General features: G+C 65.8%; 23 protein-coding genes, 1 tRNA gene and 1 riboswitch. Of the genes, 12 read left to right on the top strand and 12 right to left on the bottom strand.

Annotation, left to right across the window (positions count from 1 at the left end; genetic code table 11):
• Positions 1 to 11 precede the first annotated feature (11 nt).
• Positions 12 to 1,700 (top strand): MFS transporter, encoded by a 1,689-nt coding sequence (locus tag AC0L3S_RS24195; RefSeq protein ID WP_473281737.1) that lies wholly within the window; start codon positions 12 to 14, stop codon positions 1,698 to 1,700.
• Positions 1,701 to 1,724: 24 nt separating this feature from the next.
• On the opposite strand, the gene AC0L3S_RS24190 is transcribed toward AC0L3S_RS24195, so the two are convergent.
• The gene (locus AC0L3S_RS24190) at positions 1,725 to 1,937 is read right to left on the bottom strand and encodes a hypothetical protein (RefSeq protein WP_473265582.1); all 213 of its coding nucleotides are present in this window, start codon (positions 1,935 to 1,937) and stop codon (positions 1,725 to 1,727) included.
• A 190-nt stretch (positions 1,938 to 2,127) separates the two neighbouring features.
• The gene (locus AC0L3S_RS24185) at positions 2,128 to 2,454 is read right to left on the bottom strand and encodes a hypothetical protein (RefSeq protein ID WP_473281735.1); all 327 of its coding nucleotides are present in this window, start codon (positions 2,452 to 2,454) and stop codon (positions 2,128 to 2,130) included.
• Positions 2,455 to 2,706: 252 nt separating this feature from the next.
• On the opposite strand from AC0L3S_RS24185, the gene AC0L3S_RS24180 reads away from it, so the two are divergent.
• Positions 2,707 to 3,753: a polysaccharide deacetylase family protein gene (locus AC0L3S_RS24180; RefSeq protein WP_473281733.1), complete on the top strand. Its 1,047-nt coding sequence runs from the start codon at positions 2,707 to 2,709 to the stop codon at positions 3,751 to 3,753.
• A gap of 76 nt (positions 3,754 to 3,829) precedes the next feature.
• On the opposite strand, the gene AC0L3S_RS24175 is transcribed toward AC0L3S_RS24180, so the two are convergent.
• From AC0L3S_RS24175 to AC0L3S_RS24155, 5 genes are all read right to left on the bottom strand, one after another.
• The gene (locus AC0L3S_RS24175; protein ID WP_473281731.1) at positions 3,830 to 4,231 is read right to left on the bottom strand and encodes a hypothetical protein; all 402 of its coding nucleotides are present in this window, start codon (positions 4,229 to 4,231) and stop codon (positions 3,830 to 3,832) included.
• Between the two features lie 211 nt (positions 4,232 to 4,442).
• Positions 4,443 to 4,518, bottom strand: a tRNA-Thr gene (locus AC0L3S_RS24170).
• Between the two features lie 100 nt (positions 4,519 to 4,618).
• Positions 4,619 to 6,418: a heme biosynthesis HemY N-terminal domain-containing protein gene (locus AC0L3S_RS24165; RefSeq protein WP_473281729.1), complete on the bottom strand. Its 1,800-nt coding sequence runs from the start codon at positions 6,416 to 6,418 to the stop codon at positions 4,619 to 4,621.
• Between the two features lie 36 nt (positions 6,419 to 6,454).
• On the bottom strand, positions 6,455 to 7,708 hold the full coding sequence (locus AC0L3S_RS24160) for a COG4223 family protein (RefSeq protein WP_473281727.1): 1,254 nt from the start codon (positions 7,706 to 7,708) through the stop codon (positions 6,455 to 6,457).
• A gap of 65 nt (positions 7,709 to 7,773) precedes the next feature.
• Positions 7,774 to 8,520, bottom strand: coding sequence for a uroporphyrinogen-III synthase (locus AC0L3S_RS24155; protein WP_473281725.1), 747 nt, complete (start codon positions 8,518 to 8,520; stop codon positions 7,774 to 7,776).
• A 164-nt stretch (positions 8,521 to 8,684) separates the two neighbouring features.
• Between AC0L3S_RS24155 and tsaD the strand changes: the two genes are divergently transcribed.
• From tsaD to AC0L3S_RS24140, 3 genes are read left to right on the top strand one after another with little or no spacing between them, the layout of a single operon-like run.
• The gene (gene tsaD, locus AC0L3S_RS24150; protein WP_473281722.1) at positions 8,685 to 9,758 is read left to right on the top strand and encodes a tRNA (adenosine(37)-N6)-threonylcarbamoyltransferase complex transferase subunit TsaD; all 1,074 of its coding nucleotides are present in this window, start codon (positions 8,685 to 8,687) and stop codon (positions 9,756 to 9,758) included.
• Between the two features lie 2 nt (positions 9,759 to 9,760).
• A complete protein-coding gene (locus AC0L3S_RS24145) occupies positions 9,761 to 10,741 on the top strand; it encodes an NAD(P)H-dependent glycerol-3-phosphate dehydrogenase (protein ID WP_473265589.1) in 981 nt (326 codons plus the stop codon).
• Between the two features lie 2 nt (positions 10,742 to 10,743).
• A complete protein-coding gene (locus tag AC0L3S_RS24140; protein ID WP_473281720.1) occupies positions 10,744 to 11,157 on the top strand; it encodes an EVE domain-containing protein in 414 nt (137 codons plus the stop codon).
• An 86-nt stretch (positions 11,158 to 11,243) separates the two neighbouring features.
• Here AC0L3S_RS24140 and AC0L3S_RS24135 read toward each other — a convergent pair whose 3' ends face one another.
• A complete protein-coding gene (locus AC0L3S_RS24135) occupies positions 11,244 to 12,338 on the bottom strand; it encodes an adenylate/guanylate cyclase domain-containing protein (RefSeq protein ID WP_473281769.1) in 1,095 nt (364 codons plus the stop codon).
• Positions 12,339 to 12,438: 100 nt separating this feature from the next.
• Here AC0L3S_RS24135 and AC0L3S_RS24130 point away from each other — a divergent pair, with 100 nt between their 5' ends.
• The gene (locus AC0L3S_RS24130; protein WP_473281716.1) at positions 12,439 to 12,894 is read left to right on the top strand and encodes an SRPBCC family protein; all 456 of its coding nucleotides are present in this window, start codon (positions 12,439 to 12,441) and stop codon (positions 12,892 to 12,894) included.
• 13 nt (positions 12,895 to 12,907) lie between these two features.
• Here AC0L3S_RS24130 and AC0L3S_RS24125 read toward each other — a convergent pair whose 3' ends face one another.
• A complete protein-coding gene (locus AC0L3S_RS24125) occupies positions 12,908 to 14,077 on the bottom strand; it encodes a DNA topoisomerase IB (RefSeq protein WP_473281714.1) in 1,170 nt (389 codons plus the stop codon).
• A gap of 402 nt (positions 14,078 to 14,479) precedes the next feature.
• Here AC0L3S_RS24125 and acs point away from each other — a divergent pair, with 402 nt between their 5' ends.
• Together acs and AC0L3S_RS24115 are read left to right on the top strand one after the other, a co-directional pair.
• Positions 14,480 to 16,426: an acetate--CoA ligase gene (gene acs / locus AC0L3S_RS24120; RefSeq protein ID WP_473265593.1), complete on the top strand. Its 1,947-nt coding sequence runs from the start codon at positions 14,480 to 14,482 to the stop codon at positions 16,424 to 16,426.
• Positions 16,427 to 16,889: 463 nt separating this feature from the next.
• Positions 16,890 to 17,405 carry a L,D-transpeptidase gene (locus AC0L3S_RS24115; protein WP_007598677.1) on the top strand — a complete coding sequence of 172 codons (516 nt, stop codon included), beginning with the start codon at positions 16,890 to 16,892 and terminating at the stop codon, positions 17,403 to 17,405.
• A 55-nt stretch (positions 17,406 to 17,460) separates the two neighbouring features.
• On the opposite strand, the gene AC0L3S_RS24110 is transcribed toward AC0L3S_RS24115, so the two are convergent.
• Both AC0L3S_RS24110 and AC0L3S_RS24105 read right to left on the bottom strand, forming a co-directional pair.
• On the bottom strand, positions 17,461 to 18,048 hold the full coding sequence (locus AC0L3S_RS24110; RefSeq protein ID WP_473281712.1) for a thermonuclease family protein: 588 nt from the start codon (positions 18,046 to 18,048) through the stop codon (positions 17,461 to 17,463).
• Between the two features lie 57 nt (positions 18,049 to 18,105).
• Entirely contained in the window at positions 18,106 to 18,315 is a 210-nt protein-coding gene (locus AC0L3S_RS24105) for a DUF1674 domain-containing protein (protein ID WP_473281710.1), read from the bottom strand.
• Between the two features lie 187 nt (positions 18,316 to 18,502).
• On the opposite strand from AC0L3S_RS24105, the gene AC0L3S_RS24100 reads away from it, so the two are divergent.
• From AC0L3S_RS24100 to purH, 3 genes are all read left to right on the top strand, one after another.
• The gene (locus tag AC0L3S_RS24100; protein WP_473281708.1) at positions 18,503 to 19,849 is read left to right on the top strand and encodes an RsmB/NOP family class I SAM-dependent RNA methyltransferase; all 1,347 of its coding nucleotides are present in this window, start codon (positions 18,503 to 18,505) and stop codon (positions 19,847 to 19,849) included.
• Between the two features lie 156 nt (positions 19,850 to 20,005).
• The gene (locus AC0L3S_RS24095; RefSeq protein WP_473265617.1) at positions 20,006 to 21,724 is read left to right on the top strand and encodes a heparinase II/III family protein; all 1,719 of its coding nucleotides are present in this window, start codon (positions 20,006 to 20,008) and stop codon (positions 21,722 to 21,724) included.
• 59 nt (positions 21,725 to 21,783) lie between these two features.
• Positions 21,784 to 21,865, top strand: a riboswitch (ZMP/ZTP riboswitch).
• 25 nt (positions 21,866 to 21,890) lie between these two features.
• Positions 21,891 to 23,483 carry a bifunctional phosphoribosylaminoimidazolecarboxamide formyltransferase/IMP cyclohydrolase gene (gene purH / locus AC0L3S_RS24090; RefSeq protein ID WP_473265596.1) on the top strand — a complete coding sequence of 531 codons (1,593 nt, stop codon included), beginning with the start codon at positions 21,891 to 21,893 and terminating at the stop codon, positions 23,481 to 23,483.
• Between the two features lie 144 nt (positions 23,484 to 23,627).
• Here purH and AC0L3S_RS24085 read toward each other — a convergent pair whose 3' ends face one another.
• Positions 23,628 to 25,016: an MFS transporter gene (locus AC0L3S_RS24085; protein WP_473281706.1), complete on the bottom strand. Its 1,389-nt coding sequence runs from the start codon at positions 25,014 to 25,016 to the stop codon at positions 23,628 to 23,630.
• A 99-nt stretch (positions 25,017 to 25,115) separates the two neighbouring features.
• Here AC0L3S_RS24085 and ggt point away from each other — a divergent pair, with 99 nt between their 5' ends.
• Positions 25,116 to 26,867: a gamma-glutamyltransferase gene (gene ggt / locus AC0L3S_RS24080; RefSeq protein ID WP_473281704.1), complete on the top strand. Its 1,752-nt coding sequence runs from the start codon at positions 25,116 to 25,118 to the stop codon at positions 26,865 to 26,867.
• Positions 26,868 to 26,919 lie beyond the last annotated feature (52 nt).

The following is a 26,919-nucleotide window of genomic DNA, read 5'->3' as shown; positions in this document are numbered from 1 at the left end:
TGGAAGGGGATATGACCGAGCAGACGAACCGTCAGAAAATTGCGGCCGACGGCATCATGGCGCCGCTGCGGTACACCGTGTTCCGGCGCATCTGGCTCGCCAGCCTGCTCTCCAATCTTGGCCTGCTGATCCAGGGCGTGGGCGCCGCCTGGGCGATGACGCAGATGGCGGCGTCGGCGGACAAGGTGGCGCTGGTGCAGACCGCTTTGATGCTGCCTATCATGCTGATCTCGATGCCGGCAGGCGCCATCGCGGACATGTATGACCGCCGTATCGTCACCCTGATCGCGCTCATGATCGCGCTGACCGGCGCGACCGCGCTCACGGTCCTGGCCTGGTTCAATTACATTTCCCCGGAAACGCTGCTCGCGTTCTGCTTCGTGGTCGGCAGCGGCAACGCACTGTTCGGTCCGGCCTGGCAATCCTCCGTCAGCGAGCAGGTGCCGCCCGATGCCCTGCCGTCGGCCGTTGCGCTCAACGGCATCAGCTACAACATCGCGCGCAGCTTCGGTCCGGCCGTCGGCGGCGTCATCGTCGCCGCGCTCGGCGCGGTGGCGGCGTTTGCGTGTAACGCGATCCTCTATTTGCCGTTGCTGGTGGTGCTGCTGCTCTGGCGGCGCAACACCGAACCCTCGCGGCTGCCGCGGGAGAAGCTCAACCGCGCCATGGTGTCGGGCTTCCGCTACATCACCAATTCGCCGCCGATCAAGATCGTGCTGTTGCGCACGCTGGTGATGGGCCTGATTGGCGGCGCCATCATGGCGTTGATGCCGCTGGTGGCGCGCGATCTGCTGCATGGCGGCGCGCAGACCTACGGCATCATGCTCGGCGCCTTCGGCATGGGCGCCGTGGTCGGAGCGCTCAACATCCACGAATTGCGCAAGCGCATGAGCGGCGAAGCCGCAATCCGCGCCTGCACCATCTCGATGGCGTTTGCGATGGCCGCTCTCGCCGTGAGCACCGAGCCGGTGCTGACCGCGGCTGCGCTGGTGCTCGCCGGCGCGGTCTGGATGGCCGCCGTCGCTTTGTTCAATATCGGCGTGCAGCTCTCGGCGCCGCGCTGGGTCGCCGGCCGCTCGCTCGCGGCGTTCCAGGCCTCGATTTCCGGCGGCATCGCGATCGGCGCCTGGGGCTGGGGCCATCTCACCGACTATGCCGGCGTCGAGCTCGCGCTGCTGACGGCCGCCGGGCTGATGCTGATCTCGCCGGTGCTCGGGATCTGGCTCACGATGCCGCGCGTCGGCGCCCGCAACGAAGATGCCGACGTGCTGGCGGATCCGGAAGTCAAACTGTCGCTCACGGCACGCAGCGGGCCGCTGGTGGTCGAGATCGAATACCGCGTCGCCCAAGAGAACGCGCGCGCCTTTCACAACGTGATGCAGGACGTGCAGCTCTCTCGCCAGCGCAACGGTGCCTATGGCTGGTCGATCGCGCGCGACATCGCCGATCCCGAATTGTGGACCGAGCGCTACCACTGTCCGACCTGGCTCGACTATCTGCGCCAGCGCAACCGCTCAACGCAGTCCGAACGCGCTCTGCATCAGGAGGCGATCGATTTCCACATCGGCCCCGATCCGGTGCGGATCCGCCGCATGCTGGAGCGTCCGTTCGGCTCGGTGCGCTGGAAAGAGGAGACGCCGGACCAGGCAGCAAGTGAGGTGCTGCCCGTCGTCGCCACCGCGGCGGGAAGCAGCACGTAGGGTTTGCGAGTCCGTGGCGACGCCTTACTGCCCGTGATCCGTCAGCACCTTGTCGCAGCCTTTGGTGAGCCGCGTACGGTTCTGCTTGAGGCAGGCGAGCACAGCCTGATCGCCATTGTTCATCACCGGGCGGCAGAAGCGCGTGACGTCGCGCGCACAGGCGTCGTGACCGGGCTGCTGCGCGGACGCAGCCGATGCAAACAGAATCAATGGAATGATGAAAAGAATTCTGGTCATCGCGTAATGCCTCTTACCCGGAAGATGTGCGGGGGAAGCTAGAGCGACGATCCCGAGGCCGCAACGGCTTTGTTGGCAGGCGGGCTTGCGCCGCCGCGTGGCCCCGGCTTGACGCCGGGGCACATCGCGAGGGGAGCTTACAGACGCAACGACGCTATCGTGCTGTTACTGGCTCTTATTGACTGTCTCTTTACTGGCTGTCCTGGGCGTCAGCGACCTTGCGTGACGCGCCGCCCTTGGCGAGGTCCTTGTCCATCACCGCACGGCAACCGGCGCTCAGATCCGAACGATGCTTCACCATGCACGCCGTGATCTTCGGGATGTTCGGGATTTCCGACGAGCACAGGCGGAAAGCGTCGCCGGTGCACTGCTGCTGGGCTTCGGAGGAGAAGGCGAAGCTGGAGCCGGTCGAGGCGATCGAGAGGATGGCGGCAAAGCCCAGAGCCAGGCTGGTGTCGCGGATCTTGTTACTCAAGGACTTGGCGTTCAGAGACTTGGTGTTCAGCGAGTTGGTCATTCGAAGCTCCCATTGGCACCGCTGGAAGCGGGCCCGTTGTTGATGGGATTGACCATGCTCCAGCAAAACAGTTTCCACTGTGATGACGGTCACGGGAGGCCACCCTCTGTGACTATGGTCACGTTGGCGCACCTCGCTGAAATTCCTTCATATCCGCTGTCGTGTTGGTGTCACGTTAACTGTTCCTTCGCATTAATGGCTCGGCAAGCGGGAAATTCCGCCGGTTTGGTTGCGTAATTGGAAAGAATGGCGATGCGTAATGCGTTGGGCCTGATGCTGGCCAGTGTAGTTGCGGCGGTCGTGATTGCCGCCGGCGGTTGGTTTTATTATTCCTCGCGCGCCGACCAGGCCGCTCCCAAGACAATTGCCGCCCGTGCCGCCGATCCATTGCCGGCACAGGCGAAGCTCGCCGCCAAAGACGACGTCGCGACCACGGCGGCGATTGCGGCCAAGCCGGCGGCAGCCGCCCCGGCGCCCACACCCGCGCCGATGCCGGTTCAGCAGAAAGCGACCTGCGCCAATCCGAACGCGCTCGGCGTCTCCCGCGTGGTCGAGATCGACACCACCGGCGGTCCGGGCTTCGGCTTCGATCACTTCAAGCAGTTCGACTTCCTCACCGACAAGGAGGTCGTGCTGACGTTCGACGACGGTCCCTGGCCGGTCAACACGCCCGCCGTGCTGAAGGCGCTCGCCGATGAATGCACCAAGGGCCTGTTCTTCTCGGTCGGCAAGCATGCGACCTACCATCCCGAAATCCTGCGCCAGGTGCTGGCCCAGGGCCACACGGTCGGCACTCACACCTGGTCGCACGTCAATCTGAACGGCAAGAAGATGACCGAGCAGATGGCCAAGGACGAGGTCGAGAAGGGCATTAGCGCGGTGAAATACGCGCTCGGCACCAACCCGGCGCCGTTCTTCCGCTTCCCACAGCTGCAGCACAATCCGGCGATCGTGAGCTATTTCGGCACCCGCAACGTCGCGATGTTCTCGACCGACATCGACTCCTTCGACTTCAGGAAGGGCGCGACGCCGGAGAAGATCATCGAGACCGTGATGACCAGGCTGGACAAGCTCGGCAAGGGCATCATCCTGATGCACGACTTCCAGAAGCATACCGGCGAAGCGATGCCGGCGCTGCTCGCGCGGCTCAAGGCCGGCGGCTACAAGGTCGTGCAGATGAAGGCCAAGACAACGCTCGAGTCGCTGCCGGAATATGACGAAGCATTGCTGAAGGATCTGAAAGTGCCGACCTCGAGCGCACGTCCGATCGGAAGCGTGGTGCAGACGGTTTCGCAGTAACGCGTCCAGTCCGATCCAAAACTCTTGCGTCATGGCCGGGCTTGTCCCGGCCATGTGCGTTTTGAGAGCAGGCACCTTACCAGTAGATGCCGTGGCGATGCAGCTCGCTGATGATGCGGCCTTCGGTCCAGGAGCGCTTGTGCTTCGGCTTATCCGCCTTGGCGGTGGTCTTCGCGGCGGGCTGGGTCGTCGTCGCGGGCGCTGAGGCCGTCGTGGCCGTCGGGGTGGTCGTGGGTGCGGCGGCCGCCGCAGGCGCAGCAAGCGAAACCGCCGGCGGGCGATCGAGATATTTCGGAGCTTCGGCGGCTGGCGCTGCTTCGCTCACCTGCGTCGGCGCGGCAGCAAGCGCCGGCGCCATTTGCTGAGCCGAAGCCGGCTCGCTCGCCGCGGACAGCGACAGGCTGCGCGGGCCTCCGGCCTGGGCAGAGGCAGAGGCAGAGACCAGCACCATGGCGGCCACCAGAATGATCTTGCGCATATGAAATCTCCCCGTGTTTGGCGTGAGCTGGACACTAGGAGAGCCGATCGCGCGGTTATGTGATTACGATCACTCAGGCTGCCGTGCGATATTGATGCCACGCTGATGCAATGGCTGCGCTCGACCGGACTCATCTGCGCAGTGCGCGCATGATGACCGTCTGCGCCGGTCAGAACGTCTGGCGTGCGGAGATCAAATGAGCTGTGAGCGCTGGTGCCGCAAGAGGGATTCGAACCCCCGACCCCGTCATTACGAATGACGTGCTCTACCAACTGAGCTATTGCGGCGAACTCTGCCGGGGCCCGCGCGAGGCCGGTCCCGATACGCGCGCTCCTGATATCGGGCATGGCCCGAATTGGCAAGGTGGAGCCGGCTCCCAAATGCCGCTCACCCACCCCAGCGAGACCAGAATCCGCGCCAGCCGCCGGCCTGGGCCTTTGCATGGTCCCTGGGCGTGCCGATTTGTTCCGTAAATTCATCGCTCGGACCCTCGTCGTCGATCCCGGGATCATCCGGGGCGCGGACGATCGGGATGACGGCGGGAATAGGCGCTGGTGCAGGTTTGCCGAGGTCGGCGCGGGTCCTGAACACCGGCGTCGCCACCGCGGGCGATGATTCGGCGATCTCAGGGGCAGGTTTGACCGGCTCGGCGGGCGTGACGACCGGCTCTTCGTTGACGGTTTCCTTGGCGGTCTCCTTGACGGCTTCCTTTGAGATTTCCTGGGTCTCAAGGGGCGGCGAATTGTCCTGCGCGGCAGGCGCCGGATCCGGCGCGATGACAGCCGGTTCCACGGAGCTCTCGCTCGGGGCCGCCGTCACCCGCTTCGGTGGCGGGGCCGCCAGCATGGCCTCCTCGAAGGCCGAGGATTCGATCATGGCGCCCTTGTCGGATGGAAGACTGGCGACCGGTGCTTGCCACTGGAAGGCGTCGAGGCGGCCGGTGACCGGGGAGACCGGACGCCAGCGGTCGCTGACATAACCGTCCGCGGTCCAGGCCGGATCATGGCGGGCGCGCACCGCGCGCAAGGTCCAGGCGCGGGCCCGGCCGCCGTCACCATGCTCCGTGCGCTCGATCTCGGCCATCAGCAGCGCCACGCGCTGGGTCGGATCGTTGACGTAAGGCGCCAGCACCGCGCGCGCACGGGCGAACTCAGACGCATCGATCGCGGCGCGCGCGATCGCCAGCTGGCCCTCGACATAACCAGCCTTGTCGGCAGGAATCTTGGCCGCAAGCGTCTCGACCCGCTGCAAACGCTGCCGCGCGGAATCGCCGAGCTTCACATGCGCATAGGCATCCGCGAGATCAGGATGCGGATTGGCGAGCCAAGCGGTTTCCACCAGCTTCATGGCGCGGCGTACCTGATGCGCCTCGCTCTCGAATTTTGCGGCGAGCACCGCGGCCGGGACCAGGGTCGGCGCGAGCTTGACCGCCTGCATCACGCTCTCGCGCGCGACGTCGCGGTCCATCGTTTCCAATTCCAGCGCGCGGGCGGCGAGCAGCACGCCGCGCTGGCGGCGATAGGCCTGCTTGTCGATCAGGCCCGCGGACAGATTCGAATCGAGGATCGCGAGCGCGCCGCTCCAGTCACCGCGCGCGCAGCGGAAGCCGAGCACCGCATGCGAGGCCCAGGTCGAGGACGGCGACAGCTTGATCGCTTCCTCGGCGATCATCACGGCGCCGACCGCATCGTCGGCGCGCTGCGCCTCGATGAACAGGCCACGCAGGCCGAGCAGGCGCGTGTCCTCGCGCTCGGCCATGGCACGGAAGACGCGCTGGGCCTCGTCGCGATTGCCCTCGAGCTGCGCCGACTGCGCATGCAAGAGTAGCGCAAGGGGATCGTTTGCGGCCAGCCGCCGCGCGGTATCGGCGTGACGACGGGCAAGCGCGGTGTCGCCATGGCCGATCGCAAGCAGCCCGTGGGTAATGGCGTGGCGGCCCCGCGCATGACGCTTTTCGTGACGACGGCGGCGCAGACGCCCAGGAGCGCGCCAGACCATCGTCAGCAGGCTCCAGACCAGCACGACTGCCGCGGCAAAGAGGCCAAGCAAGAACACGAATCGGGGAAGCGTCGTTGTGGCGCGGAAACTGCCCGCGGTCAGGACGAGGTCGCCGGGCTGATCGGCAACCCAGGCCGCGCCGGCCGCCGCCAGCGCGATCAGGACGAGGAAGAGGACGATGCGAAGCATGACGATCCCTATACGCGCAGATTGTTGCGCGAACCTTTATTGACCAGGCTTGACGAGATCCGCCATGGCGGCGTCGGCGAATTTGCGTGAGGCTGCGAGCGCGGCGTCACGGGCATCGGCCTTGTCGAGCCAGGCCTGTGCCGGTGCGCGATCGGCCTCGGGCAGCGTCTTCAACTCGCGCCGTGCCTCGACGAAATCGTTGCGCAACGCAGCCGCCGTCACCCGCGCGACGATGGCGCCGCGATCAGTCCCCACCCCATCGGTACGCTCGATGCGGACGAGTTTTGACGCCCCCGCCTGAAGGCGCTCGACGATTCCCGTGCCGCTGGCCGGGGCTTCCGCCGGCGGCGACAATTTCGGCACGATGTTGAGGAGTTCGCGACTGAGCGCGACCGGTGTCGGAATGCCTGACGACGCAAAGGTGTCGAGCGGCTTAAGCGTATCCGGCTTTGCTGCCAGCGACCGCGCCGCGGCGAGCTGCGATTCGTAAGCGTCGCCGTGGCGAACGGCGACGTCGAGCAAGGCCGCCGCCACCACATGGCGCAGCGGCTTGTCGTCCATCGCCTTGGCCTCGGCGATCTTCTCGCTTTGCTGTGCGAGTTCCGCACGTTCGGTTTTGCTGGCACGCTCGAGCTGCGCGAGGCGGCCGTTGAGAGCGGCAATATCTGGCGCGGCAGCAGACGGCGCCGGTTTCGCGCCGTTCAGGGCGCTGGCAGTCTTGTCGGACTGCGCGCGCAGAGTGGCGATGTCGCTGCGCAGGCTCGTTGCGGATTTCTCCAGCGCATCGATCCGCGCAATTATGGCCGGATCGGCGGCAGGCTTGCCCGCCTTGGCTTCGACCGCGGCCACGCGACCGCTCAGCGCCTCGACCGTTGCGCCCGTCACTTGCGGAGCAGCCGGCGCCTGCACCGCAGGCCAGCCCAGCATCCAGCCGACCGCGATCACAATGGCGGCTGCGACAGCGCCGGAGAACGGAGCAATAACCCAGGGTGAAATCGACGGCGATACGGACGCGGACGCAACGGATGACTCTTCCTCGGCAGGTTCGGGCTGCGGCGCGGCATTGGCCTGTTCGGACTTGCCCTCTTCAGACTTTGCCTCTTCAGATTTGGCCTCTTCAAATTTGGCTTGCTCATCCGCGGCCTGTTCGGTCGCGGCCACAGGCTCGCCCACCACCTCCTGCGGCTGGGTCGAGACTTCGGTCGCCTCGAGGTCAATGGTGGGCGGAGTGCGCTTGGCACGGCCGGACTCGGGAGCCAATCCTGCGTCTTCAGGCTTGTCGTCGGCCATCGTGACGGTTCCTCACACTTACATGCCCTAAACGGACCCGATTGCGTCGGATTCGGCCCGACCTCTTACGCCAAACGGGTGCGCAAAGCACGCTCCAAGGTGTCAATTAAGGCATTTTCGTCTGGGGTCGCGGCCACCAGAACCTGCGAGGCACCAGCCTCGCGCAGCACGCCTGCGACCGTCTCGGACAGGCAGCATTGCGGGATCGCCAGAGCCGAGATTTCGACACCTTCGTCCCGCGCGGCCTCCAGGAAAGCCCGCGCGCTGCGCCGGGAGTAATGCAGCACCGCCTCGATTCCATGGGCGGCAAAGCCCTCACAGACATCGCGCGGCAACAGCTTGACCGGGGCCATGCGATAGGTCGTCTGCGTGATGACGTTAAAGCCTTCGGCGCCCAGCTCACTGCCGAGGTCGCGCGACAGATCCGCGCCCGCGAGATAGAGCAGCGTGCTCTTTTTGCTGAGCCGCTTGTCGCGCGCGCTCTGCATCACCTTGTCGCGCAAGGCGGCGGCATCGCCTCCGGCGACGACCACCTCGGCAAAGCCGGCATCGCGCGCGGCGGCGGCCGTGTGCACGCCGACCGCGAACAGCGGCAGTTCCAGGAGACCAAGGTCCTGCAATTGCGGTGCGACACCACGAATTGCATTCGCCGACGTGACAATGACGGCGCTGTAGCTTGCTTCACTCTCGTCATGGAAGGCGACCGGCTCGAACTTGAGCACCGGCGCGAGCAGCACCACATGCCCCCGTGCACGCAGATTTTCCGACGTCGCCTCATTGTCGGGATGCGGCCGTGTGACAAGAATGGACATCGCTTGTGTTCCCGAGCCACGTGGCGGTGGCGCTTTCACGAGGGACGGCCGCGCGTGACGATTGCGTTGGCCGACCCCGGAATGCTACCGGACGTACCAGAACTCTGCTTTGCGGATCAGCGCAAGGGGGGTGAGAAGGGCGCAAATTGGATAACAATTCGCCAATGCTGGTACTGGGCATCGAAACCACCTGCGACGAGACCGCCGCGGCGGTGATCGAGCGTGCGCCTGACGGCAGCGGCAGGATCCTGTCCAATATCGTGTGGTCGCAGGTCGAGGAGCATGCCCGTTTCGGCGGCGTGGTACCGGAGATCGCAGCCCGCGCCCATGTCGACCGGCTCGACAGCATCATCGACCGCGCCATGACTGAGGCCGGCATCGACTTCGCCCAGCTCGACGGTGTCGCGGCCGCCGCGGGCCCGGGGCTGATCGGCGGCGTCATCGTCGGGCTCACCACCGCGAAGGCGATCGCGATGGTGCACGACACGCCGCTGGTCGCGGTGAACCATCTGGAAGCGCATGCGCTGACACCGCGCCTGACCGATGCACTCGAATTTCCCTATTGCCTGTTTCTCGCCTCGGGCGGCCATACCCAGATCGTTGCCGTCACCGGCGTCGGACAGTATGTGCGGCTCGGCACCACCGTCGACGATGCAATCGGCGAAGCCTTCGACAAGGTCGCGAAGATGCTGGGCCTGCCCTATCCGGGCGGGCCGCAGGTCGAGCGCGCGGCAGCCAGCGGCGATGCCGCGCGCTTTGCATTTCCGCGGCCGCTGCAGGGACGCCCCGACGCCAACTTCTCGCTGTCGGGATTGAAGACGGCGGTGCGTAACGAAGCGAGCCGGTTGGTCGAGATCACACCGCAGGACGTCAGCGATCTCTGCGCGAGCTTCCAGGCTGCCGTGCTCGATTCCACCGCCGACCGGTTGAGCGTGGGTCTGAAACTTTTCCGCGAGCAGTTCGATGCGCCGCGTGCGCTGGTGGCGGCCGGCGGTGTCGCCGCCAATCAGGCGATCCGCGGCGCCTTGGATGAGGTTGCGAGGAAAGCCGGAACACAATTGATCATGCCGCCGCCGGCGCTCTGCACCGACAATGGTGCAATGATCGCCTGGGCCGGCGCCGAACGTCTCGCACTCGGCATGACCGACACGATGGAAGCACAGCCCCGCGCGCGCTGGCTGCTCGATGCGAACGCGACGGCACCGGCCGGATACGGCAAAACGCGCGCGGGATTCTAGCGATGGCCGCATTCCACTCCGTCGCGGTGATCGGCGCGGGCGCCTGGGGGACGGCGCTGGCGATGGTGGCGGCGCGGGCCGGACGGAACGTGACGCTGTGGGCGCGCAATCCCGAGCACGCGACGCGGATCGCATCGACCCGCGACAATCCGCGGCTGGCGGGCGTGCGGCTTGCGCCGGAGATCGTCGTGACGAGCGACCTGGCCCTCGCCGCGCAGGCGGACATGCTGCTGATCGCAGTGCCCGCGCAGCATCTGCGCGGTGCTGTCAACATGCTCGCCTCCCACCTGGAAAAGCCGGTGCCGATCATTGCCTGCGCCAAAGGCATCGAGCACGGCACCCATAAATTCATGACCGACGTGATCGCCGAGGCCGCGCCTCACGCGCAGCCGGCGATCCTGTCGGGCCCGAGCTTTGCCGATGATGTCGCGCGTGGCCTGCCGACCGCGGTCACGCTGGCGGCGAGGGAGGAAGCGCTGGCCAACAGCCTGGTGCAGGCGCTGGGCTCGACGACCTTCCGGCCCTATCACTCCACCGATGTCCGCGGCGTCGAGATCGGCGGCGCCGCCAAGAACGTGCTGGCGATCGCGGTCGGCATCGCGGTCGGGCGCAAGCTCGGCGCTTCCGCCCAGGCCGCACTCACCACCCGCGCCTTTGCCGAGCTGACACGCCTCGGCCGCGCGCTCGGCGCACGCAGCGAAACACTCACGGGCCTGTCTGGCCTCGGCGATCTGATCCTGACCTGCTCGAGCCCACAATCGCGCAATTTTGCGCTCGGCCTGGCGCTTGGCCGCAGCGAGCAGCCGCCCACCGGCAAGCTTGCCGAAGGCGAATTCACCGCGCCGGTACTGATCGAGCTCGCGGCTTCGCAAAACATCGAAATGCCAGTATCGGAAGCCGTCGCATCGATCCTGACCGGCAGAAGCACGATCGATGCCGCGATCTCGGGGCTGATGGCGCGACCTTTCAAGGCAGAGGAATGAAGATGGCATACTGGCTGGTGAAATCCGAACCATCGGTGTGGTCCTGGGACCAGCAGGTGGCGAAGGGCGCCAAGGGCGAAGCCTGGACCGGCGTGCGCAATTACACCGCGCGCCAGAACCTCGTCGCCATGAAGAAGGGCGACAAGGCGTTCTTCTATCATTCCAACGAGGGCAAGGAGATCGTCGGCATCGCGGAAGTTATCAAGGAAGCCTATCCCGATCCGACCGACAAGACGGAAAAATTCGTCTGCGTCGACATCAAGGCCGACAAGCCGTTGAAGAGTCCGGTGACGATGGCCGCGATCAAGGCCGAGAAGAAGCTCGCCGACATGGCGCTGGTGAAATATTCGCGGCTCTCGGTGCAGCCGGTGACGGCCGAGGAATGGAAGCTCGTCTGCAAGATGGGCGGGATGTAGTGCTGCCGTAGCCCGGATGGAGCGCAGCGTAATCCGGGAAGTCTTCATGTGGCACAAGACCCGGATTGCGCTCCGCTCCATCCGGGCTACGATATCGGAGCTTGTTTCTCCGGCAACGCAAAAACCTCGCATGGCGCGGCAATGCCGCGCAGCGAATGCGATCCGAGCGCGATCAGAGGCATGTCCGTCTCGGCGGCGAGCGCGCCCGACACCAGCACGGTCTTTTCGAGCGGCTTGCACAACCCTTCGAGCCGGCTGGCGAGATTGACGGCGGGACCGATCGCCGTGAAATCGAGCCGGTTGGCGGCGCCGATATTGCCCCACAGCATTTCGCCGAGATGCAGCGCCGCGCCGAATGCGAGCGGCGGCAGAGCTTGGGCACGGCGCTCCGCGTTGAGATACGCCATCCCGGCTTCGGCTGCGCTCGCGGCACGCAGAGCCGCCTCGCACGCGTGACGCGGTGACGCCCCGATCACCGGAAAGATCGCGAGCACACCGTCGCCGATGAATTTCAGCACCTCGCCGCCGAAGGCGTGAACCGCGCCGGCGATGCGATCGAACCAGGCATCGAGCGCCGCGATGACTTCGGAAGGCGCTGTGGTTTCCGAAAGCAGCGTGAAACTGCGCAGATCGGCATAGAGCAGCGCGGCCTGTATGGTCTCGCCGAGATCGCGCCGCAGGGGTGCCGCCAGCACCCGCTCCGCGCTACGCTTGCCGAGATAAGCATCCAGCGTCGCGCGCAAGGTTGCACGCGCGGCAAGCACCGCAAGAGGTGTCGCGGCAAAGCGCGCGGCCTGGCGCAAATGCTCGGTCTCGTCCGTGGTGAACGGACGCGGCCCGATCCAGCCGAGCAACGGCCCGTCGGCGCGTCCGACCACGTCCTCGTGCACCTCGCCGTCCGCGATGTCGCGCAACCAGCGGCGGCCGGCGTCGTTGGGCGGGTCGGGCGCGAGGCCGCCTGGTGCGAAGCCGAGCGCTTCGATCACCCGGCCGTTCTCCGCGCGCCACAACCAAGTCCGCTTCGCGATCAGCGGATGTGGCACCTCCAGCGTCAGGCTGCCTGCCGCAAGTGGCACACCATCGGCGACCAGATGTGCCCCGAGGTCCGCGAGCAGGCGGTCGGCCCCGGCGCTATCGGCGGCGGCATCGATAAGCCAGGCAAGCGTCGGCGAGAGGTGCATGGCGCGATCATGGCGAAGGCAACCCCTCTTTGTCACGGGCAATCCTTGACGGGCCGCTCGGGCGCCGCCATGTCCCACAGTCAGCCAGGGATGATCGCCAATGACCGAACCGTTCATAGTGCGACGCGAGACCCAGATCGCCGCCCCACGCGCCACCGTTTTCGCTTACCTGACCGACCCCGAGAAGATTTTGAGCTGGATGGGTTCCGACGCAACCACGGAGCCGCATCCCGGCGGGCTGTATCTGCTTAAAGGCATCGGCCCCCGCGGCGGCGTCGCCCGCGGCGCGTTCCGCGAAGTCGTGCCGGTGCATCGTCTCGCCTACACGTTTGGATGGGATGGCGGCCAAGAAGTGCCGCCCGGCTCGAGCCTGATCGAGATCGACCTGATCGAACGCGACGGCGGCACATTGCTGCGCATGACCCATAGCGGGCTGCCGACCGAGGAACAGGCTGCCGCACACGCGACGGGATGGGCGCACTATCTGGGACGGCTCACGACCGCAGCCGCGGGCGGCGATCCCGGTGCCGACAACGGCGTTTCCAACAAGGCGTAACGACGGGAGCGGGTCAGACCGCCGCGGTCGCCACCACCTGCTGCAAAAGTTGCTCACGCCTGGCCTGCGAGCGCTGGCCCTTCATGGTCGCGGCGAAGCGTTCCAGGATGCCGTCCTCGAACGCGGTGACGATGGTATCGTGAACGTAGCTCTTGCGGCAGATCGCCGGCGTGTTGGAGAGCTGATCGGCCGCGCCGCGGATCGCTTCCAGCACCTGCTCCTTGCGGCCGCGTTGGCTGGTCGCGGGCGTGATCCGCGACAGCGATTCCACGACGACGGCAGAGGCCATCAGCGTGCGGAAATCCTTCAGCGAGATCTTGATGCCGGCGATCTCGCGCAGAAACGCGTTCACCTGCGTGGTGCTGACCGCGCGCACGATGCCGTAGGGATCGCGATACTGGAACATGCGCTTGCCGGGAACGCCCTGCAAAATCCCGATGGCGCGCACGAGCTTGGCCGCGTCGCACTCCTTGCGCACGGCCTTGCCGCCCTTTGCCTTGAAGGTCAGCACGAAGCTGTCGTCTTCCAGCGAGACGTTGGACTTCAACAGCGTGGTGGCGCCGCGGGTGCCGTTGAGACGGGCATAGGATTCGTTGCCGGGGCGGATCGCGGTGCGCGCAATCAGTTCGATGACGGCAGAGAGCGCGAATTCGCGGGTCGGCTCGTCGCCCGACAGGAACGCCGAGACCTTGCGCCGGATCTTGGGCAGCGCGCCGACGAGCTTCTCCAGGCGATGCGCCTTGCGTTGCTCGCGGACCTTCTCCCAATCGGCGTGATAGCGATATTGCAGCCGGCCCGCGGCATCGCGTCCCACCGCCTGGAGATGCGTGCTCGGATCGGCCGAGTAGCGCACCTCGCGATAGGCTGGCGGCACCGCCATCGAATGCAACCGCCGAATGGTGCGGGCGTCGCGGATGTGGACGCCGTTGGGCCGCACGAAGGAATAGCCCTTGCCGCGCCTGATGCGGCGAATGGTCAGCTCGTTCTGGTCGCCGAGCCGCAGGCCCAGTTCCTTGGCGAGGGCCTCGACCGTCGCCGCAGGCGCCGAGTCGAACGCTTTTTTCGGGCTGGGGCGGCCGGAATCGGCCGGTTTCGGCCATTGTCCGAGGGCTTTGGCCAGCGCAACGGCTGCAGGATCGGCTGAAGCGGGCCGCAAAGTCCCGAGATTCTGCTGATCCATCATAGTCTTATGCCTTAGCCCTGTCTGTTATCGGTCAATGCCGCTGTTCTGATTTTTGTTCCAAGGGGTCTCGTTGGACCCGGGTTAGCCACTTAGGGTGTTCCGAACCGCATTGCGAGTCCCGAATCAGTGAGGAACGGTTTCTAAATACCTCTGCTGGGTGCATGGCGCTCTGCGCGGGCCCATTCAGAGGATCTGGGGCAAAGACCCGAAAGCCGCCCGTGGCCCCTGTTTCAAAACTGCGACAGTCGCTCGAAGCGGCTTGATCCTCCGCATGGCAGGCTGCTCGCCGAAGGTCCAGCTTGTGCACCTTGTCGGGTCCGGTTAGCCCGACGCATAATCGGTTCAACGATCAAGTCGGCTCGCCAGTGGTCTGTGCTCGGCGTGCCGTATGTGGAGGGAAGCATGTCCGAGAAGATCTACGACGTCCCCGCGGAATGGGCGAAGCGCGCCTGGGTCGACCAGGCCAAGTACAAGGACATGTACGCCCGCTCGATCTCGGACCCGAACGCCTTCTGGGCCGAGCAGGCCAAGCGCATCGACTGGATGCACGCTCCGACGAAGATCGAGAACGTCTCGTTTGCGCCCGGCAACATCTCCATCAAATGGTTCGAGGACGGCATCCTCAACGTCGCCCATAATTGCATCGACCGGCATCTCCACGGCCGTGCCAACCAGACCGCGATCATCTGGGAAGGCGACGATCCCTCCCAATCCCGGCACATCACTTACAAGGAGCTGCACGACGAGGTCTGCCGGATGGCCAACATCCTGCGCACCCGGAACGTCAAGAAGGGCGACCGCGTCACCATCTACCTGCCGATGATTCCGGAGGCAGCCTACGCGATGCTGGCCTGCGCGCGGATCGGCGCAATTCACTCCGTGGTGTTCGCCGGCTTCTCGCCCGACAGCCTTGCCCAGCGCATCAACGATTGCCAGTCCAAGGTGATCATCACTGCGGATGAGGGCCTGCGCGGCGGCAAGAAGGTGCCGCTGAAGGCCAATGTCGACGCGGCACTCGCCAAGGCAGACGGCGTCGACTGGGTCGTCGTGGTCAAGCGCACCGGCGGCGCGGTCGACATGAATCCCTCGCGCGACCTCTGGTACCACGACGCTGCCAAGATGGTGACGACCGAGTGCCCGGTCGAGCACATGCACGCCGAGGATCCGCTGTTCATCCTCTACACCTCGGGCTCGACCGGCCAACCCAAGGGCGTGCTGCACACCTCCGCCGGCTATCTCGTGTTCGCCGCGATGACGCATCAATACGTCTTCGATTATCACGACGGCGACATCTACTGGTGCACCGCCGACGTCGGCTGGGTCACCGGCCACAGCTACATTCTCTACGGACCGCTCGCCAACGGCGCGACCACGCTGATGTTCGAAGGCGTGCCGAATTACCCGGATAATTCGCGATTCTGGAACATCATCGACAAGCACAAGGTCAACATCTTCTACACCGCGCCGACGGCAATCCGCGCGCTGATGCAGAGCGGCGACGCGCCCGTGAAGAAGACCTCGCGCGCCAGCCTGCGCCTGCTCGGCTCGGTCGGCGAGCCGATCAATCCGGAAGCCTGGGAGTGGTATCACCGCGTCGTCGGCGACGACCGCTGCCCGATCGTCGACACCTGGTGGCAGACCGAGACCGGCGGCATTTTGATCACGCCGCTGCCCGGCGCCACGAAGCTCAAGCCGGGCTCGGCGACGCAGCCGTTCTTCGGCGTGGTGCCTGAGATCGTCGACGCCGACGGCAACGTGCTGGACGGCGAGACATCAGGCAATCTGTGCCTGACGCGATCATGGCCGGGCCAGATGCGCACGGTCTATGGCGATCACGCCCGCTTCGAGCAGACTTATTTCTCGACCTACAAGGGCAAGTACTTCACCGGCGACGGCTGCCGGCGCGATGCTGATGGTTATTACTGGATCACCGGCCGCGTCGACGACGTCATCAACGTCTCCGGCCACCGCATGGGTACCGCCGAAGTCGAAAGCGCGCTGGTGGCGCATGAGAAGGTATCGGAGGCCGCCGTGGTCGGCTTCCCGCACGACATCAAGGGCCAGGGCATCTACGCCTATGTGACCCTGATGGCCGGCATCGAGCCAACCGAGGATCTGCGCAAGGAGCTCGTCACCTGGGTGCGCAAGGAGATCGGCCCGATCGCTTCGCCCGACCAGATTCAGTTCGCACCGGGTCTGCCAAAGACCCGCTCCGGCAAGATCATGCGCCGCATCCTGCGCAAGATCGCCGAGGACGAGCCGGGCAGCCTGGGCGACACCTCGACCCTGGCCGATCCCGGCGTGGTCGACGACCTCGTCAAGAACCGGCAGAACAAGAAGTCCGCGTAGGGCAGTCTCGTGCCCCGGACGCAGCGCAGCGCTCTTTAGCGGTGCGCTGCTGAGCCGGGGCCCATGCAACGGCAGGCTCTGTAGCTGTCTCGGTCCCGGCCCTGCGTCGCACCGCTTCGCGCTGCGCTGGGGACACGAGACCCATCCCCGCGTTCGCGCCTCCCCGAACAACGGCCGTTCATACCCTCACGCACTTGTCAGGCCGCGCCCCGGCGCCCGGGCATCTTTCCCGCTGAGTGTTGTTTTCAGGTCATTTACTTTGTTTCGAACATTTCCTTTGTTCCCCCTGCTGGCTGGCCCTTGGCGGCCGTGCGTGGAAACCATCCGGTTAACAGGCGCGGTTAAGAATGTGCCCTGACAAGGACTTGTAACAAGGACTTGGCGAGTAACAAGGACTTGGCGAGCCAGCGATTGCCGGTTTTGCGTAATTTTGGACGGTCCGTTCGGGGCAAGGGGAAAATCGATGTCGATGAGGATTGCTGTGGCGCTGGCCGCCACCGTCGGGGCTGGGGTCTTGATGTCGACGGCGGCGCAGGCGCGGCCGGAAATGGTGGGGACACACCTAGCCGACTATTCGCCGGGCACCATCGTGGTCAAAACCAACGAGCGTCGGCTCTATCTCGTCCTCGATAACGGCCACGCCGTGCGCTACCCGGTCGGCGTCGGCAAGTCCGGCAAGCAGTGGGCCGGCACCACCCGCATCGACGGCAAGTACCGCAATCCGGCCTGGTCGCCGCCTGCCGAAGTGAAGCGCGACAAGCCGAGCATCCCGGACGTTATCCCGGGCGGCTCGCCGCGCAATCCGATGGGCGTCGCCGCGATGACGCTGTCTGGTGGTGAATATGCCATCCACGGGACCAACGTGCCGGGCTCGATCGGCGGCTTCGTCTCCTATGGCTGCATCCGCATGCTCAACGACGACATCACGGATCTCTATAGCCGCGTCTCGGTCGGCACGACGGTGGTCGTGACGCGCTGATCGCCGGCATCAGGGCGAGACCGCAAGAGCCGCGTCCTTCGACGCGGCTTTTTTGTTACCAGAAGCGCCAGCTCCGCGCGCACCAGCCGTCGCGATGGCCGCCATTGTAGCTTCGCGCGTAACCGCCGGCGAGCAACGCCGCCGAGACATTGGCCGTGCGTTTGGTCGCGACGTCGGCGAGAACGCGTCCGTATTTGTCAGGTCCGAGATTGGTGATCGTCACGCCACCTTGGCCGAGCAGGTCGCGCAATGCGCGGGCCGCGGCTTCGGCCTTGTCCAGTTCCTCCTGGCAGGAGGCTTTCATCTCGGGTGCATCGATGCCGCGCAGGCGAACGCGCGCGACGAGGTCGCGGCCATCGCGTTGATGCACGCGCGCAAGGAAGGTGTCGCCGTCGATGGTGCGGATGACGTCGACCGTCTGACGAATGTCGGGGTCGCCCCGCTGTAAGATGATTTCGGAGTCCCGCGATTGGCCGTCAGTCGCACGATGGAAAGGCCCGTTCATCCCGTGCCGGAACGTGAACACCACGGCCACCACGATTCCGACCACGAACATCCACGGCAACAGGCCTGAGAACCGGCGACCAAATGGCGAGCCGCTGTACGAAGGCCGATACGGATGGCTTGGATCGAAGCGCGACATCCGCGCACGCTAGGGCTGAGTCGGGCAGTCCGGCAAGTGAGCCTCGCAAGGCAAGCTTCAGAAGTCGGAAGCAATGCCCTTGCGCTCCCAATCACCATAGCGGGTCGGCTCGGGTCCTTTTGGCCCCTGCAACTCCTTTGGCGCCGCCTGACCGTCATTTTTGGTTCGGACTGCCGCAGCCTGCCGGCGCGCGTCGGCCTCTGCCAGCGCGCGCTGGGCGGCCGGCGTGAGCTGCTTGCGGTCGGGAACGGGAGACTGGTCACTCATCGTCGGCTTTCTAGCGCGGGACGGCCCGCGGCGCGACGCCCAATAACGCATTCCTGAAATGGCTCCGAAAGGGCTGAAAAACCCGGAAGCGATTCTTACATTTGGCATATTCGCGTGCCAGAGATCGCCTTCTCAAGGCATGCGCCCGTATCGGCGGAACTGCCGCTCGCTAAGAACCTTAAGCCGCATGCCTTCTCAACGTTTCGCTCCTCCATCCGAAGTGCCCGGTCTCGCGGCGCGGCGGATTGCCGCCGACATCGTCGACGGCGTGCTGCAAAAGCACCGCACGCTTGACGAGCAGCTCGACGGCAGTGGCGCCCATCCCGGACTGAAGACGCTCCCCGACCGCGACCGCGCGCTGATGCGCCGCCTGGTCGCTACCGTGCTGCGCCGGCTCGGCACACTCGGCCATGTGCTGTCCCGCTTGCTCGACAAGGGCATTCCCTCCGATGCGCCGCGCGCGCAGAGTGCGCTGTTGATCGGCGCCGCCCAGATCCTCTGGATGGACGTGCCCGATCACGCAGCCGTCGATCTCTCCGTTCGCCTCGTGCAATCCGACCGGCGCGCCGCGCGCTATGCCGGCCTCGTCAACGCCGTGCTGCGCCGCTGCGCCCGCGAGGGCAAGGCGCTGGTGGACGAGGTTGCGGCGCAGTCACTGGATCTGCCGCCCTGGATGGTCGCACGCTGGAGCGCGCATTACGGCGAAGCAGTCGCAAGGGACATGGCGCTCGCGCTCAGCCACGATCCTTCGCTGGATCTGACCGTGAAGTCGGACGCCGCGCAATGGGCGAGCCGGCTTCATGGCGAAGTGCTGCCGACCGGATCGGTGCGCACGGTGCTGCACGGCGCGGTGACCATGCTTCCCGGCTTCGCCGAAGGACAATGGTGGGTGCAGGACGCCGCCGCCGCGCTGCCAGCCCGGCTGTTCGGCGACATCAAGGGCAAATCCATCGCCGATCTCTGCGCCGCTCCCGGCGGCAAGACCGCGCAACTGGCGCAGGCCGGCGCGCACGTCACGGCGATCGACCGCTCACCCGCCCGGGTGGCGCGGCTGCGCGAGAATCTGACGCGGTTGTCGCTCCAGGCCGAGACTGTCGTCGCCGACGCTGCGGAATGGGCGGGTCCGGCCGATGGCTTCGACGGCATCCTGATCGATGCGCCCTGCACCTCGACCGGGACGATTCGCCGCCACCCCGATGTCTCCTGGCTCCGGCAGGAATCCGACATCGCCGCAATGACCGTGCTCCAGCGGCGGCTGCTGCAAAAATCGGTCTCCCTGCTCAAGCCCGGCGGGACGCTGGTCTACTGTACCTGCTCGCTGGAACCCGAAGAGGGCGAGCATGCGGTCGCCGCGCTGCTGGCTACAGAGGCTGGGCTTCGCCGGGTCCCGATCGATGCGTCCGAGGTGTCGGGACTCAGCGAGATCGTCACCGCCGAGGGCGATTTGCGCACTCTGCCCAGCCATCTGCCGAACGCCGATCCCAAGCTCGGCGGGCTCGACGGATTTTTCGCGGCCCGGCTCGTTAAATCCTGATTTTGCACTGGATTTTGCAACCACGGCGCTGATTCGCGTCGTTCAAGGTGGTGTCGGCCGCCCGATTTTGGGATTAATAAGGATTCGTCGGAATCCTCTCCCCCATCAAGGCAAGGCGTGTCGGTCGCTCAACGCAGACGTATCTCGACGCTGGTGATGAACCGCTTCGCGCGGAACATGCTCGCGCGCGCGAGCGGCGGTTCCGTCGCCCTGTCGCGGGTCTGGCCCGGCCGCGCCGACCGGCTGATCATCGCACCGCATGATCTGCGCACCGCGGATGCGACCCGCGCCGCCGAAATCTATGCCGGCCGCTTCGTCTTCGCCGGCAAGATCGTCAATTGCCACGGCCGTTCGATCTTCGATCTCGAGCCTCCGTCGGAGGATTGGGAGGTTGCGCTGCTCGGCTTCGGCTGGCTGCGCCATTTGCGCGCCGCCGACACCGCGCTGACGCGCGCGAATGCGCGCTCGCTGATCGAGGACTGGATCGCCAATCCTGCCAGCAAGCGCCGCCCCGTAGCGCGACGCGCCGACGTGCTGGCGCGGCGCGTGATCTCCCTGCTGTCGCAGGCACCGCTGGTGCTCAACGATACTGACAACAAATTCTACCGCCGCTATCTGCGCGCGCTGGCGCGCGAAATCCGCTTGCTGCGCTACACCATGGTCAACATTCCCGACGGAGTGCCGAAGCTGCAGGTGCTGATCGCGCTGTGCTATGCGGCGCTGTGCCTCGCCAACCAGGCAAGTCACATCCGCAGCGCCTCGAAAAAGCTCTCGGATGAATTGCAGCGGCAGATCCTGCCCGACGGCGGGCATGTCTCGCGCAACCCGGGCGCGCTGATCGAGCTGTTGATCGACCTGTTGCCGCTGCGCCAGACCTTTGCCGCGCGCAACATCGCGCCGCCGCCCGCGCTGCTCAACGCGATCGACCGCATGATGCCGATGCTGCGCTTCTTCCGCCACGGCGACGGCAATTTCGCGCTGTTCAACGGCATGAGCGCGACGCCCTCGGATCTGCTCGCGACGCTGCTTGCCTATGACGACACCCACGGCGCGCCCATGTCGAACATGCCGCATACCGGTTTCCAGCGCCTCGATGCCGGCCAGACCACTTTGATCATCGACACCGGCCCGCCGCCGGCAGCCAGCGTCAGCCACGACGCCCATGCCGGCTGCCTGTCATTCGAACTGTCCTCCGGCATCAGCCGCATCGTCACCAATTGCGGCATGCCGACCACGGGCCGCGACAATTGGCGGCCGTTCGCACGCGGCACGGCGGCGCATTCGACGCTGACCTATCACGACACCTCGTCATGCCAGTTCGTGGAGATGTCGGCGATGAAGCGGCTCTTGCACGGCGCTCCGATCACCAGTGGCCCCGTCGAGGTCGAGAGCTATCGCGAGATCGTGCAGAACGGCACGCTGCTCACGACATCGCATGACGGTTATCTTACAAAATTCGGCGCGATCCATCGCCGCGTGCTGATGATCGCCAATGACGGCGCGCGCATCGACGGCGAGGACACGTTGTCGCCGCCGCAAGGCGGACGCTTCAAGGGTGCGGATGCCGATTTCGCGCTGCGCTTCCATCTGCACCCGGCGGTGAAGGCGAGCCGGCTGTCCGATGCCCGCGGCGTCATGCTGGTGCTGCCGAACCGCGACGTCTGGACCTTCGAGGCGCTCGACGACAAGGTGGAGCTGGAGGACAGCGTGTCCCTGGCCGGCAATGACGGCCCGCGCCGCACCGCGCAGATCGTGATCCGCCAGGATGCGCGGCAGGCGCCCTCGATCCGCTGGAGTTTTGTCCGCTCCACCGCCTCGCCGGCGGTCACGAATGCCCGCAGAAATGCGCGGCGGGAGCCGGAACTTCCGCTGTAAACGCATGCGATTCGGCGCCATCTGATCGTTGTGAAAGCGACCGAAAACTGCTATCGAGCCCTCGCTCGCGCGACTGGCGACCTTGGATGGAGCACCATCGGGAAGCGCGAGACTGAGCAGCCGCGCGCCTGGGCATAGACACTCCTTCAGACAGAGGATCTTGCTCATGACTGACCATCCCCGCCGCGTCACCCGCGCCCTTCTCTCCGTTTCCGACAAGACCGGCCTGATCGACTTCGCAAAGGCGCTTGCCGCGCACGATGTCGAACTGATCTCGACCGGCGGTACCGCAAAGGCGATCGCCGCGGCCGGCCTGAAGGTGAAGGACGTCTCCGAGCTGACCGGCTTCCCCGAAATGATGGATGGCCGCGTCAAGACGCTGCATCCGAAGGTGCATGGCGGCCTGCTCGCGATCCGCGACAACAAGGATCACGCGGACGCGATGGCGGCGCATGGCATCGCGCCGATCGATCTCCTCGTCGTCAATCTCTATCCGTTCGAGGCGACCGTCGACAAAGGCGCGGGCTTCGAGGATTGCATCGAGAACATCGACATCGGCGGCCCCGCGATGATCCGCGCCGCCGCGAAGAACCATGATGACGTCGCCGTCGTGGTCGAGGCGCAGGACTATCAGGCCGTGCTCGACGAGCTCGCGGCCAACAAGGGCGCGACCACGCTGAAGCTGCGCCGGCGCCTTGCCGCCAAAGCCTACGCGCGCACCGCGGCTTACGATGCCGCGATCTCGAACTGGTTCAATCGCCAGCTCGAGATCGACGCGCCCGACTTCCGCGCCTTCGGCGGCAAGCTGATCCAGTCACTGCGCTATGGCGAGAATCCGCACCAGATCGCGGCGTTCTATGCAACGCCCGACAAGCGGCCGGGCGTCTCGACCGCGCGGCAGCTCCAGGGCAAGGAGCTCTCCTACAACAACATCAACGACACCGATGCCGCCTATGAATGCATCGGCGAGTTCGACGCCAAGCGCACCGCGGCCTGCGTCATCGTCAAGCATGCCAACCCCTGCGGCGTCGCAGAGGGCTCCGACCTCGTCAGCGCCTACCGCAAGGCGCTGGCCTGCGATTCCACCTCGGCGTTCGGCGGCATCATCGCGATGAACCGCGCACTCGATGCCGACACCGCGCGCGAGATCACGAAGATCTTCACCGAGGTGATCATCGCGCCCGACGCAAGCGAGGAAGCGATCGCCATCATCGGCGCGCGCAAGAACCTTCGACTTCTGCTCGCCGGCAGCCTGCCCGATCCGCGCGCATCGGGCCTCACCGCCAAAACGGTGGCCGGCGGCCTGCTGGTGCAGAGCCGCGACAATGCGGTGGTCGACGACATGAGCTTCAGGGTTGTCACGAAGCGCGCGCCCACTGATGCCGAGATGCGCGATCTGAAGTTTGCTTTCCGTGTCGCAAAACACGTCAAGTCCAACACCATCATCTACGCCAAGGATCTCGCCACCGTCGGCATCGGCGCCGGCCAGATGAGCCGGGTCGATTCAGCGCGGATCGCGGCACGCAAGGCCCAGGATGCGGCGGCCGAGCTGAAGCTCGCCGAACCGCTCACCAAGGGCTCGGTCGTGGCGTCGGATGCGTTCTTCCCGTTCGCCGACGGCATGCTCGCCTGCATCGAGGCCGGCGCCACCGCCGTGGTGCAGCCCGGCGGCTCCATGCGCGACGATGAGGTCATCAAGGCTGCCGACGAGCACGGCATCGCCATGGTGTTCACGGGCACGCGGCACTTCAGGCACTAGATCTGTCGTGTACTAAACTCTTAACGGGTCGTCCCGGCGAAGGCCGGGACCCATAGCCCAGGAAGTAGTTTGGTGTGCGGTACTAGCCGCGTCGCGGCAACGAGAAATCACGCGGTATGGGTCCCGGCCTTCGCCGGGACGACACTAATTTTCCCGCACCCGCATCAATAGCGCCAGCCCCGCGACGAAGAACACCACCAGCACGGCCATGCCGGCCTTCTGGCTCGCCGTCACCGCGGTGATCACGCCGATCAGCAGCGGGCCGATGAAGGACGTCACTTTTCCCGTCAATGCGAACAGACCGAAATACTGCGCGATGCGGTCCTTCGGTGCGAGACGGATCAGGAGCGTGCGCGAGGCGGCTTGCAGCGGACCGCCGGCTGCACCGATCAGGCAGCCAAGCACCAGATAAGCGCGCTCTGACGCAGCGGCGAACAATGCACCGCCGGGCGTGGGCGGCGCGACCTTGATGAAGAAGATCGAATCCTTGTCGACCAGCAGGATCGCCGCTAGAGCCAGCAGCAGGATCAGCATGCTGCCGGCGATCACGCGCTTCGGCCCGAAGCGATCGTCCAGCTTGCCGCCAAACCACGCGCCGAACGCGCCGGCGATCGCGAGCATGATGCCAAAGGTGCCGATCTGGATCGTGTGCCAGCCGAACGTGCCCGCCGCATAGATGCCGCCGAAGGCAAACAGCGACACCAGACCGTCGGTGTAGATCATGTTGGCGAGCAAAAACGCCGCAAGCGATTTCTGCTGCGGCAGACCCTTGATCGATTTCTTCAGCTCCGACAGGCCTTCGTGCAGTGCCGCGCGCAGCGGACGCTTCGCCGGATAATCCGGCGTGAACAGGAACATCGGCGTCACGAAAATGATGAACCACAGCCCGGTCAACGGTCCGGCGGCGCGGTCGCCCTGATGGCTGACGGGATCGAGCCCGAACAGAGGCGTGAAGCCGAGCAGCGTGCGGCCGGTCTCGGGATTCGCGGCGAGCAGGCCAAGCACGATGATCAGGCTGACGATGCCGCCGACATAGCCCGTTGCCCAGCCGGTGCCGGAAAGGCGCCCGATGCGCTCTGGGGGCACCAATGTCGGCATCATCGCATTGTTGAACAGCGTGGCGAATTCCGCGCCGACGCTGGCGAGCGCGACCGCGATGAGCAGCGGCGGAATGATCGAGGGGTCGCCGGGCTTGCCGATCCACAGCGTGCAGGATGCCAGCACCAGCACTGCGCCGAATCCGGCGATCCATGGCTTCCTGCGGCCCGAAGCATCGGCGATAGCCCCGAGCACCGGCGACATCAGCGCGATCGCGAGGCCGGCGGCAGCCATCGCAAAGCCCCACAGCGATTGCCCGGTGGCGGGATTCGGCGCAATGCCGGTGGCGAAATAGGGCGCGAACACGAAGGTCGTGATCAGCGTGAAATAAGGCTGCGCGGCCCAGTCGAAGAAGATCCAGCTGACGACCGCGCTGCGCGGCGGATAGGTCCGCTGCGCGCCGGCGATGCGCGCATCCGGGGCGATCGTCGTCACTCCACAATCCTCATCACGAACAGTTTTGCCTCTGTCGGGGCGAACCGTATAGCATTGCAGCGCTGCATGTGAACTGCCCATGGCCATTACGGAAGTTTGATGATGTCGTCTTTTTCGACGCGGCGGACATTTTTCGCCTTCCTTGCCACTCTGGCGTTCGGACTTCCGACCGCGACCGCGCAGGATGCGCGGCGAGCCTATGTGCCGCCCGCGCTCGACACGGTGCATGCCGTTCCCGCCGAGCACGGCATGGTGGTGGCGCAGGAGAAAATCTCTGCGCAGGTCGGTGCCGACATCCTGCGGCGCGGCGGCAATGCCGTCGACGCCGCGGTCGCGACCGGCTTTGCGATGGCCGTGACCTATCCGCGCGCCGGCAATATCGGCGGCGGCGGCTTCATGGTGATTCATTCCACGGAGCGCAACGAAGACATCACGATCGATTATCGCGAGACCGCGCCGGCCGCGACCACACCGCAGATCTTTCTCGGGGCCGACGGCAAGCCAGATGCGGCGAAGTCACGGGATTCAGCGCTCGGCGTCGGCGTGCCCGGCACTGTCGCGGGTCTTGCGCTGGCCCTGGAAAAATATGGTTCGGGCCGGTTCACGCTAGCGCAACTACTCCAGCCCGCGATCGCGCTCGCCCGCGATGGCTTCCTTGTCGGCGACGACATCGCCGACACGCTGCCGGGCTGGCACAAGCGGCTGGTGCGCTGGCCCTCCTCAGCCAGGATCTTCTCGCGGCCTGATGGCACGTCGCTTAGTGAAGGCGACCGGCTGGTGCAGAACGACCTCGCCGAGACGCTGTCGGCTGTCGCCGCACAGGGCCCGCGCGGCTTCTATGAGGGGCCGGTCGCGGAGAAACTCGCCAAGGCCGTGGCTGACGCGGGCGGCATCATGACGCCGGCCGATTTGCAATCCTATCGGGCGGTGATCCGCGCGCCAGTGCGCGGCACCTATCGCGGCTATGACATCGTGTCGATGCCATTGCCGTCGTCGGGCGGCGTGGTGCTGGTGGAGACGCTCAATATCCTCGAAGGTTTTCAGCTCGCCGATCTAAAGCAGGGATCGCCGGCCTCGCTGCATCTGCTGATCGAGGCCATGAAGCGCGCCTATGCGGACCGTGCGCGCTATCTCGGCGATCCCGCCTTCGTCAACGCGCCGATCGGGACGCTCACCGCCAAAGACTACGCCGCCAAGCTGCGGGCAACCATCTCCGCCGATCGCGCCACGCCTTCGAAACAGCTCGTTTCCACCGCGACCTCACCGCATGAGGGCAGCAACACCACGCATTTTTCCGTCGTCGACGGCAGCGGTAACGCGGTCAGCAACACCTATACGCTGAACTTCAGTTACGGCCTCGGCCTCGTCGCCGAGGGCACCGGCGTGCTGCTCAACAACGAGCTCGACGATTTCACCGCGGCGGTCGGCGCGTCCAATGCCTATGGCCTCGTCGGCTTCGAGGCCAATTTGCCCGGGCCGGGCAAGCGGCCGCTGTCCTCGATGTCACCGACCATCGTCCTGAAGGACGGCAAGCCGGTTCTGGTGACGGGCTCGCCGGGCGGCAGCCGCATCATCTCGACCGTGCTCCAGGTGATCGTCAACGTCCTCGATTACAAGATGGACGTCGCGGCCGCCGTGGCGGCACCGCGGCTGCATCACCAATGGCTGCCCGACGAAGTCCGGGTCGAGAGCGGCTTTCCCGATAATGTGCTGCTCGAGTTGAAGGCGATGGATCATCTCATCGTCGCGCCGATGGGGCAGACATCGGCGAATTCAATCGCGGTGACCGCCAACGGTCCGCTCGGCGCGCCCGATCCGCGTAGCCGGGGTGCGGAGGCAGCGGGGCAGTAACTCTGTCCTTGCATGGCGCGAAGGCCGGGCGACCGGCTTGCGTGCGCCGCCG

The organism is Bradyrhizobium sp. Ken01, assembly GCF_055807355.1.
Note: the sequence above shows the minus strand (reverse complement) of the source record. Positions and strands in the feature narration are given on the sequence as shown.

What these genes read in the sequence shown, in the direction of transcription:
- purH (WP_473265596.1), top strand. Translation starts at nt 21,891, where the DNA reads ATGACTGACCATCCCCGCCGCGTCACCCGCGCCCTTCTCTCCGTTTCC.
- AC0L3S_RS24190 (WP_473265582.1), bottom strand. Translation starts at nt 1,937, where the DNA reads ATGACCAGAATTCTTTTCATCATTCCATTGATTCTGTTTGCATCGGCT.
- AC0L3S_RS24100 (WP_473281708.1), top strand. Translation starts at nt 18,503, where the DNA reads ATGCCTTCTCAACGTTTCGCTCCTCCATCCGAAGTGCCCGGTCTCGCG.
- ggt (WP_473281704.1), top strand. Translation starts at nt 25,116, where the DNA reads ATGATGTCGTCTTTTTCGACGCGGCGGACATTTTTCGCCTTCCTTGCC.
- acs (WP_473265593.1), top strand. Translation starts at nt 14,480, where the DNA reads ATGTCCGAGAAGATCTACGACGTCCCCGCGGAATGGGCGAAGCGCGCC.
- AC0L3S_RS24115 (WP_007598677.1), top strand. Translation starts at nt 16,890, where the DNA reads ATGTCGATGAGGATTGCTGTGGCGCTGGCCGCCACCGTCGGGGCTGGG.
- AC0L3S_RS24140 (WP_473281720.1), top strand. Translation starts at nt 10,744, where the DNA reads ATGGCATACTGGCTGGTGAAATCCGAACCATCGGTGTGGTCCTGGGAC.
- AC0L3S_RS24155 (WP_473281725.1), bottom strand. Translation starts at nt 8,520, where the DNA reads ATGTCCATTCTTGTCACACGGCCGCATCCCGACAATGAGGCGACGTCG.
- AC0L3S_RS24105 (WP_473281710.1), bottom strand. Translation starts at nt 18,315, where the DNA reads ATGAGTGACCAGTCTCCCGTTCCCGACCGCAAGCAGCTCACGCCGGCC.
- AC0L3S_RS24135 (WP_473281769.1), bottom strand. Translation starts at nt 12,338, where the DNA reads ATGCACCTCTCGCCGACGCTTGCCTGGCTTATCGATGCCGCCGCCGAT.
- AC0L3S_RS24095 (WP_473265617.1), top strand. Translation starts at nt 20,006, where the DNA reads ATGAACCGCTTCGCGCGGAACATGCTCGCGCGCGCGAGCGGCGGTTCC.
- AC0L3S_RS24110 (WP_473281712.1), bottom strand. Translation starts at nt 18,048, where the DNA reads ATGTCGCGCTTCGATCCAAGCCATCCGTATCGGCCTTCGTACAGCGGC.
- AC0L3S_RS24195 (WP_473281737.1), top strand. Translation starts at nt 12, where the DNA reads ATGACCGAGCAGACGAACCGTCAGAAAATTGCGGCCGACGGCATCATG.
- AC0L3S_RS24165 (WP_473281729.1), bottom strand. Translation starts at nt 6,418, where the DNA reads ATGCTTCGCATCGTCCTCTTCCTCGTCCTGATCGCGCTGGCGGCGGCC.
- AC0L3S_RS24185 (WP_473281735.1), bottom strand. Translation starts at nt 2,454, where the DNA reads ATGACCAACTCGCTGAACACCAAGTCTCTGAACGCCAAGTCCTTGAGT.
- tsaD (WP_473281722.1), top strand. Translation starts at nt 8,685, where the DNA reads ATGCTGGTACTGGGCATCGAAACCACCTGCGACGAGACCGCCGCGGCG.
- AC0L3S_RS24175 (WP_473281731.1), bottom strand. Translation starts at nt 4,231, where the DNA reads ATGCGCAAGATCATTCTGGTGGCCGCCATGGTGCTGGTCTCTGCCTCT.
- AC0L3S_RS24160 (WP_473281727.1), bottom strand. Translation starts at nt 7,708, where the DNA reads ATGGCCGACGACAAGCCTGAAGACGCAGGATTGGCTCCCGAGTCCGGC.
- AC0L3S_RS24130 (WP_473281716.1), top strand. Translation starts at nt 12,439, where the DNA reads ATGACCGAACCGTTCATAGTGCGACGCGAGACCCAGATCGCCGCCCCA.
- AC0L3S_RS24125 (WP_473281714.1), bottom strand. Translation starts at nt 14,077, where the DNA reads ATGATGGATCAGCAGAATCTCGGGACTTTGCGGCCCGCTTCAGCCGAT.
- AC0L3S_RS24180 (WP_473281733.1), top strand. Translation starts at nt 2,707, where the DNA reads ATGCGTAATGCGTTGGGCCTGATGCTGGCCAGTGTAGTTGCGGCGGTC.
- AC0L3S_RS24145 (WP_473265589.1), top strand. Translation starts at nt 9,761, where the DNA reads ATGGCCGCATTCCACTCCGTCGCGGTGATCGGCGCGGGCGCCTGGGGG.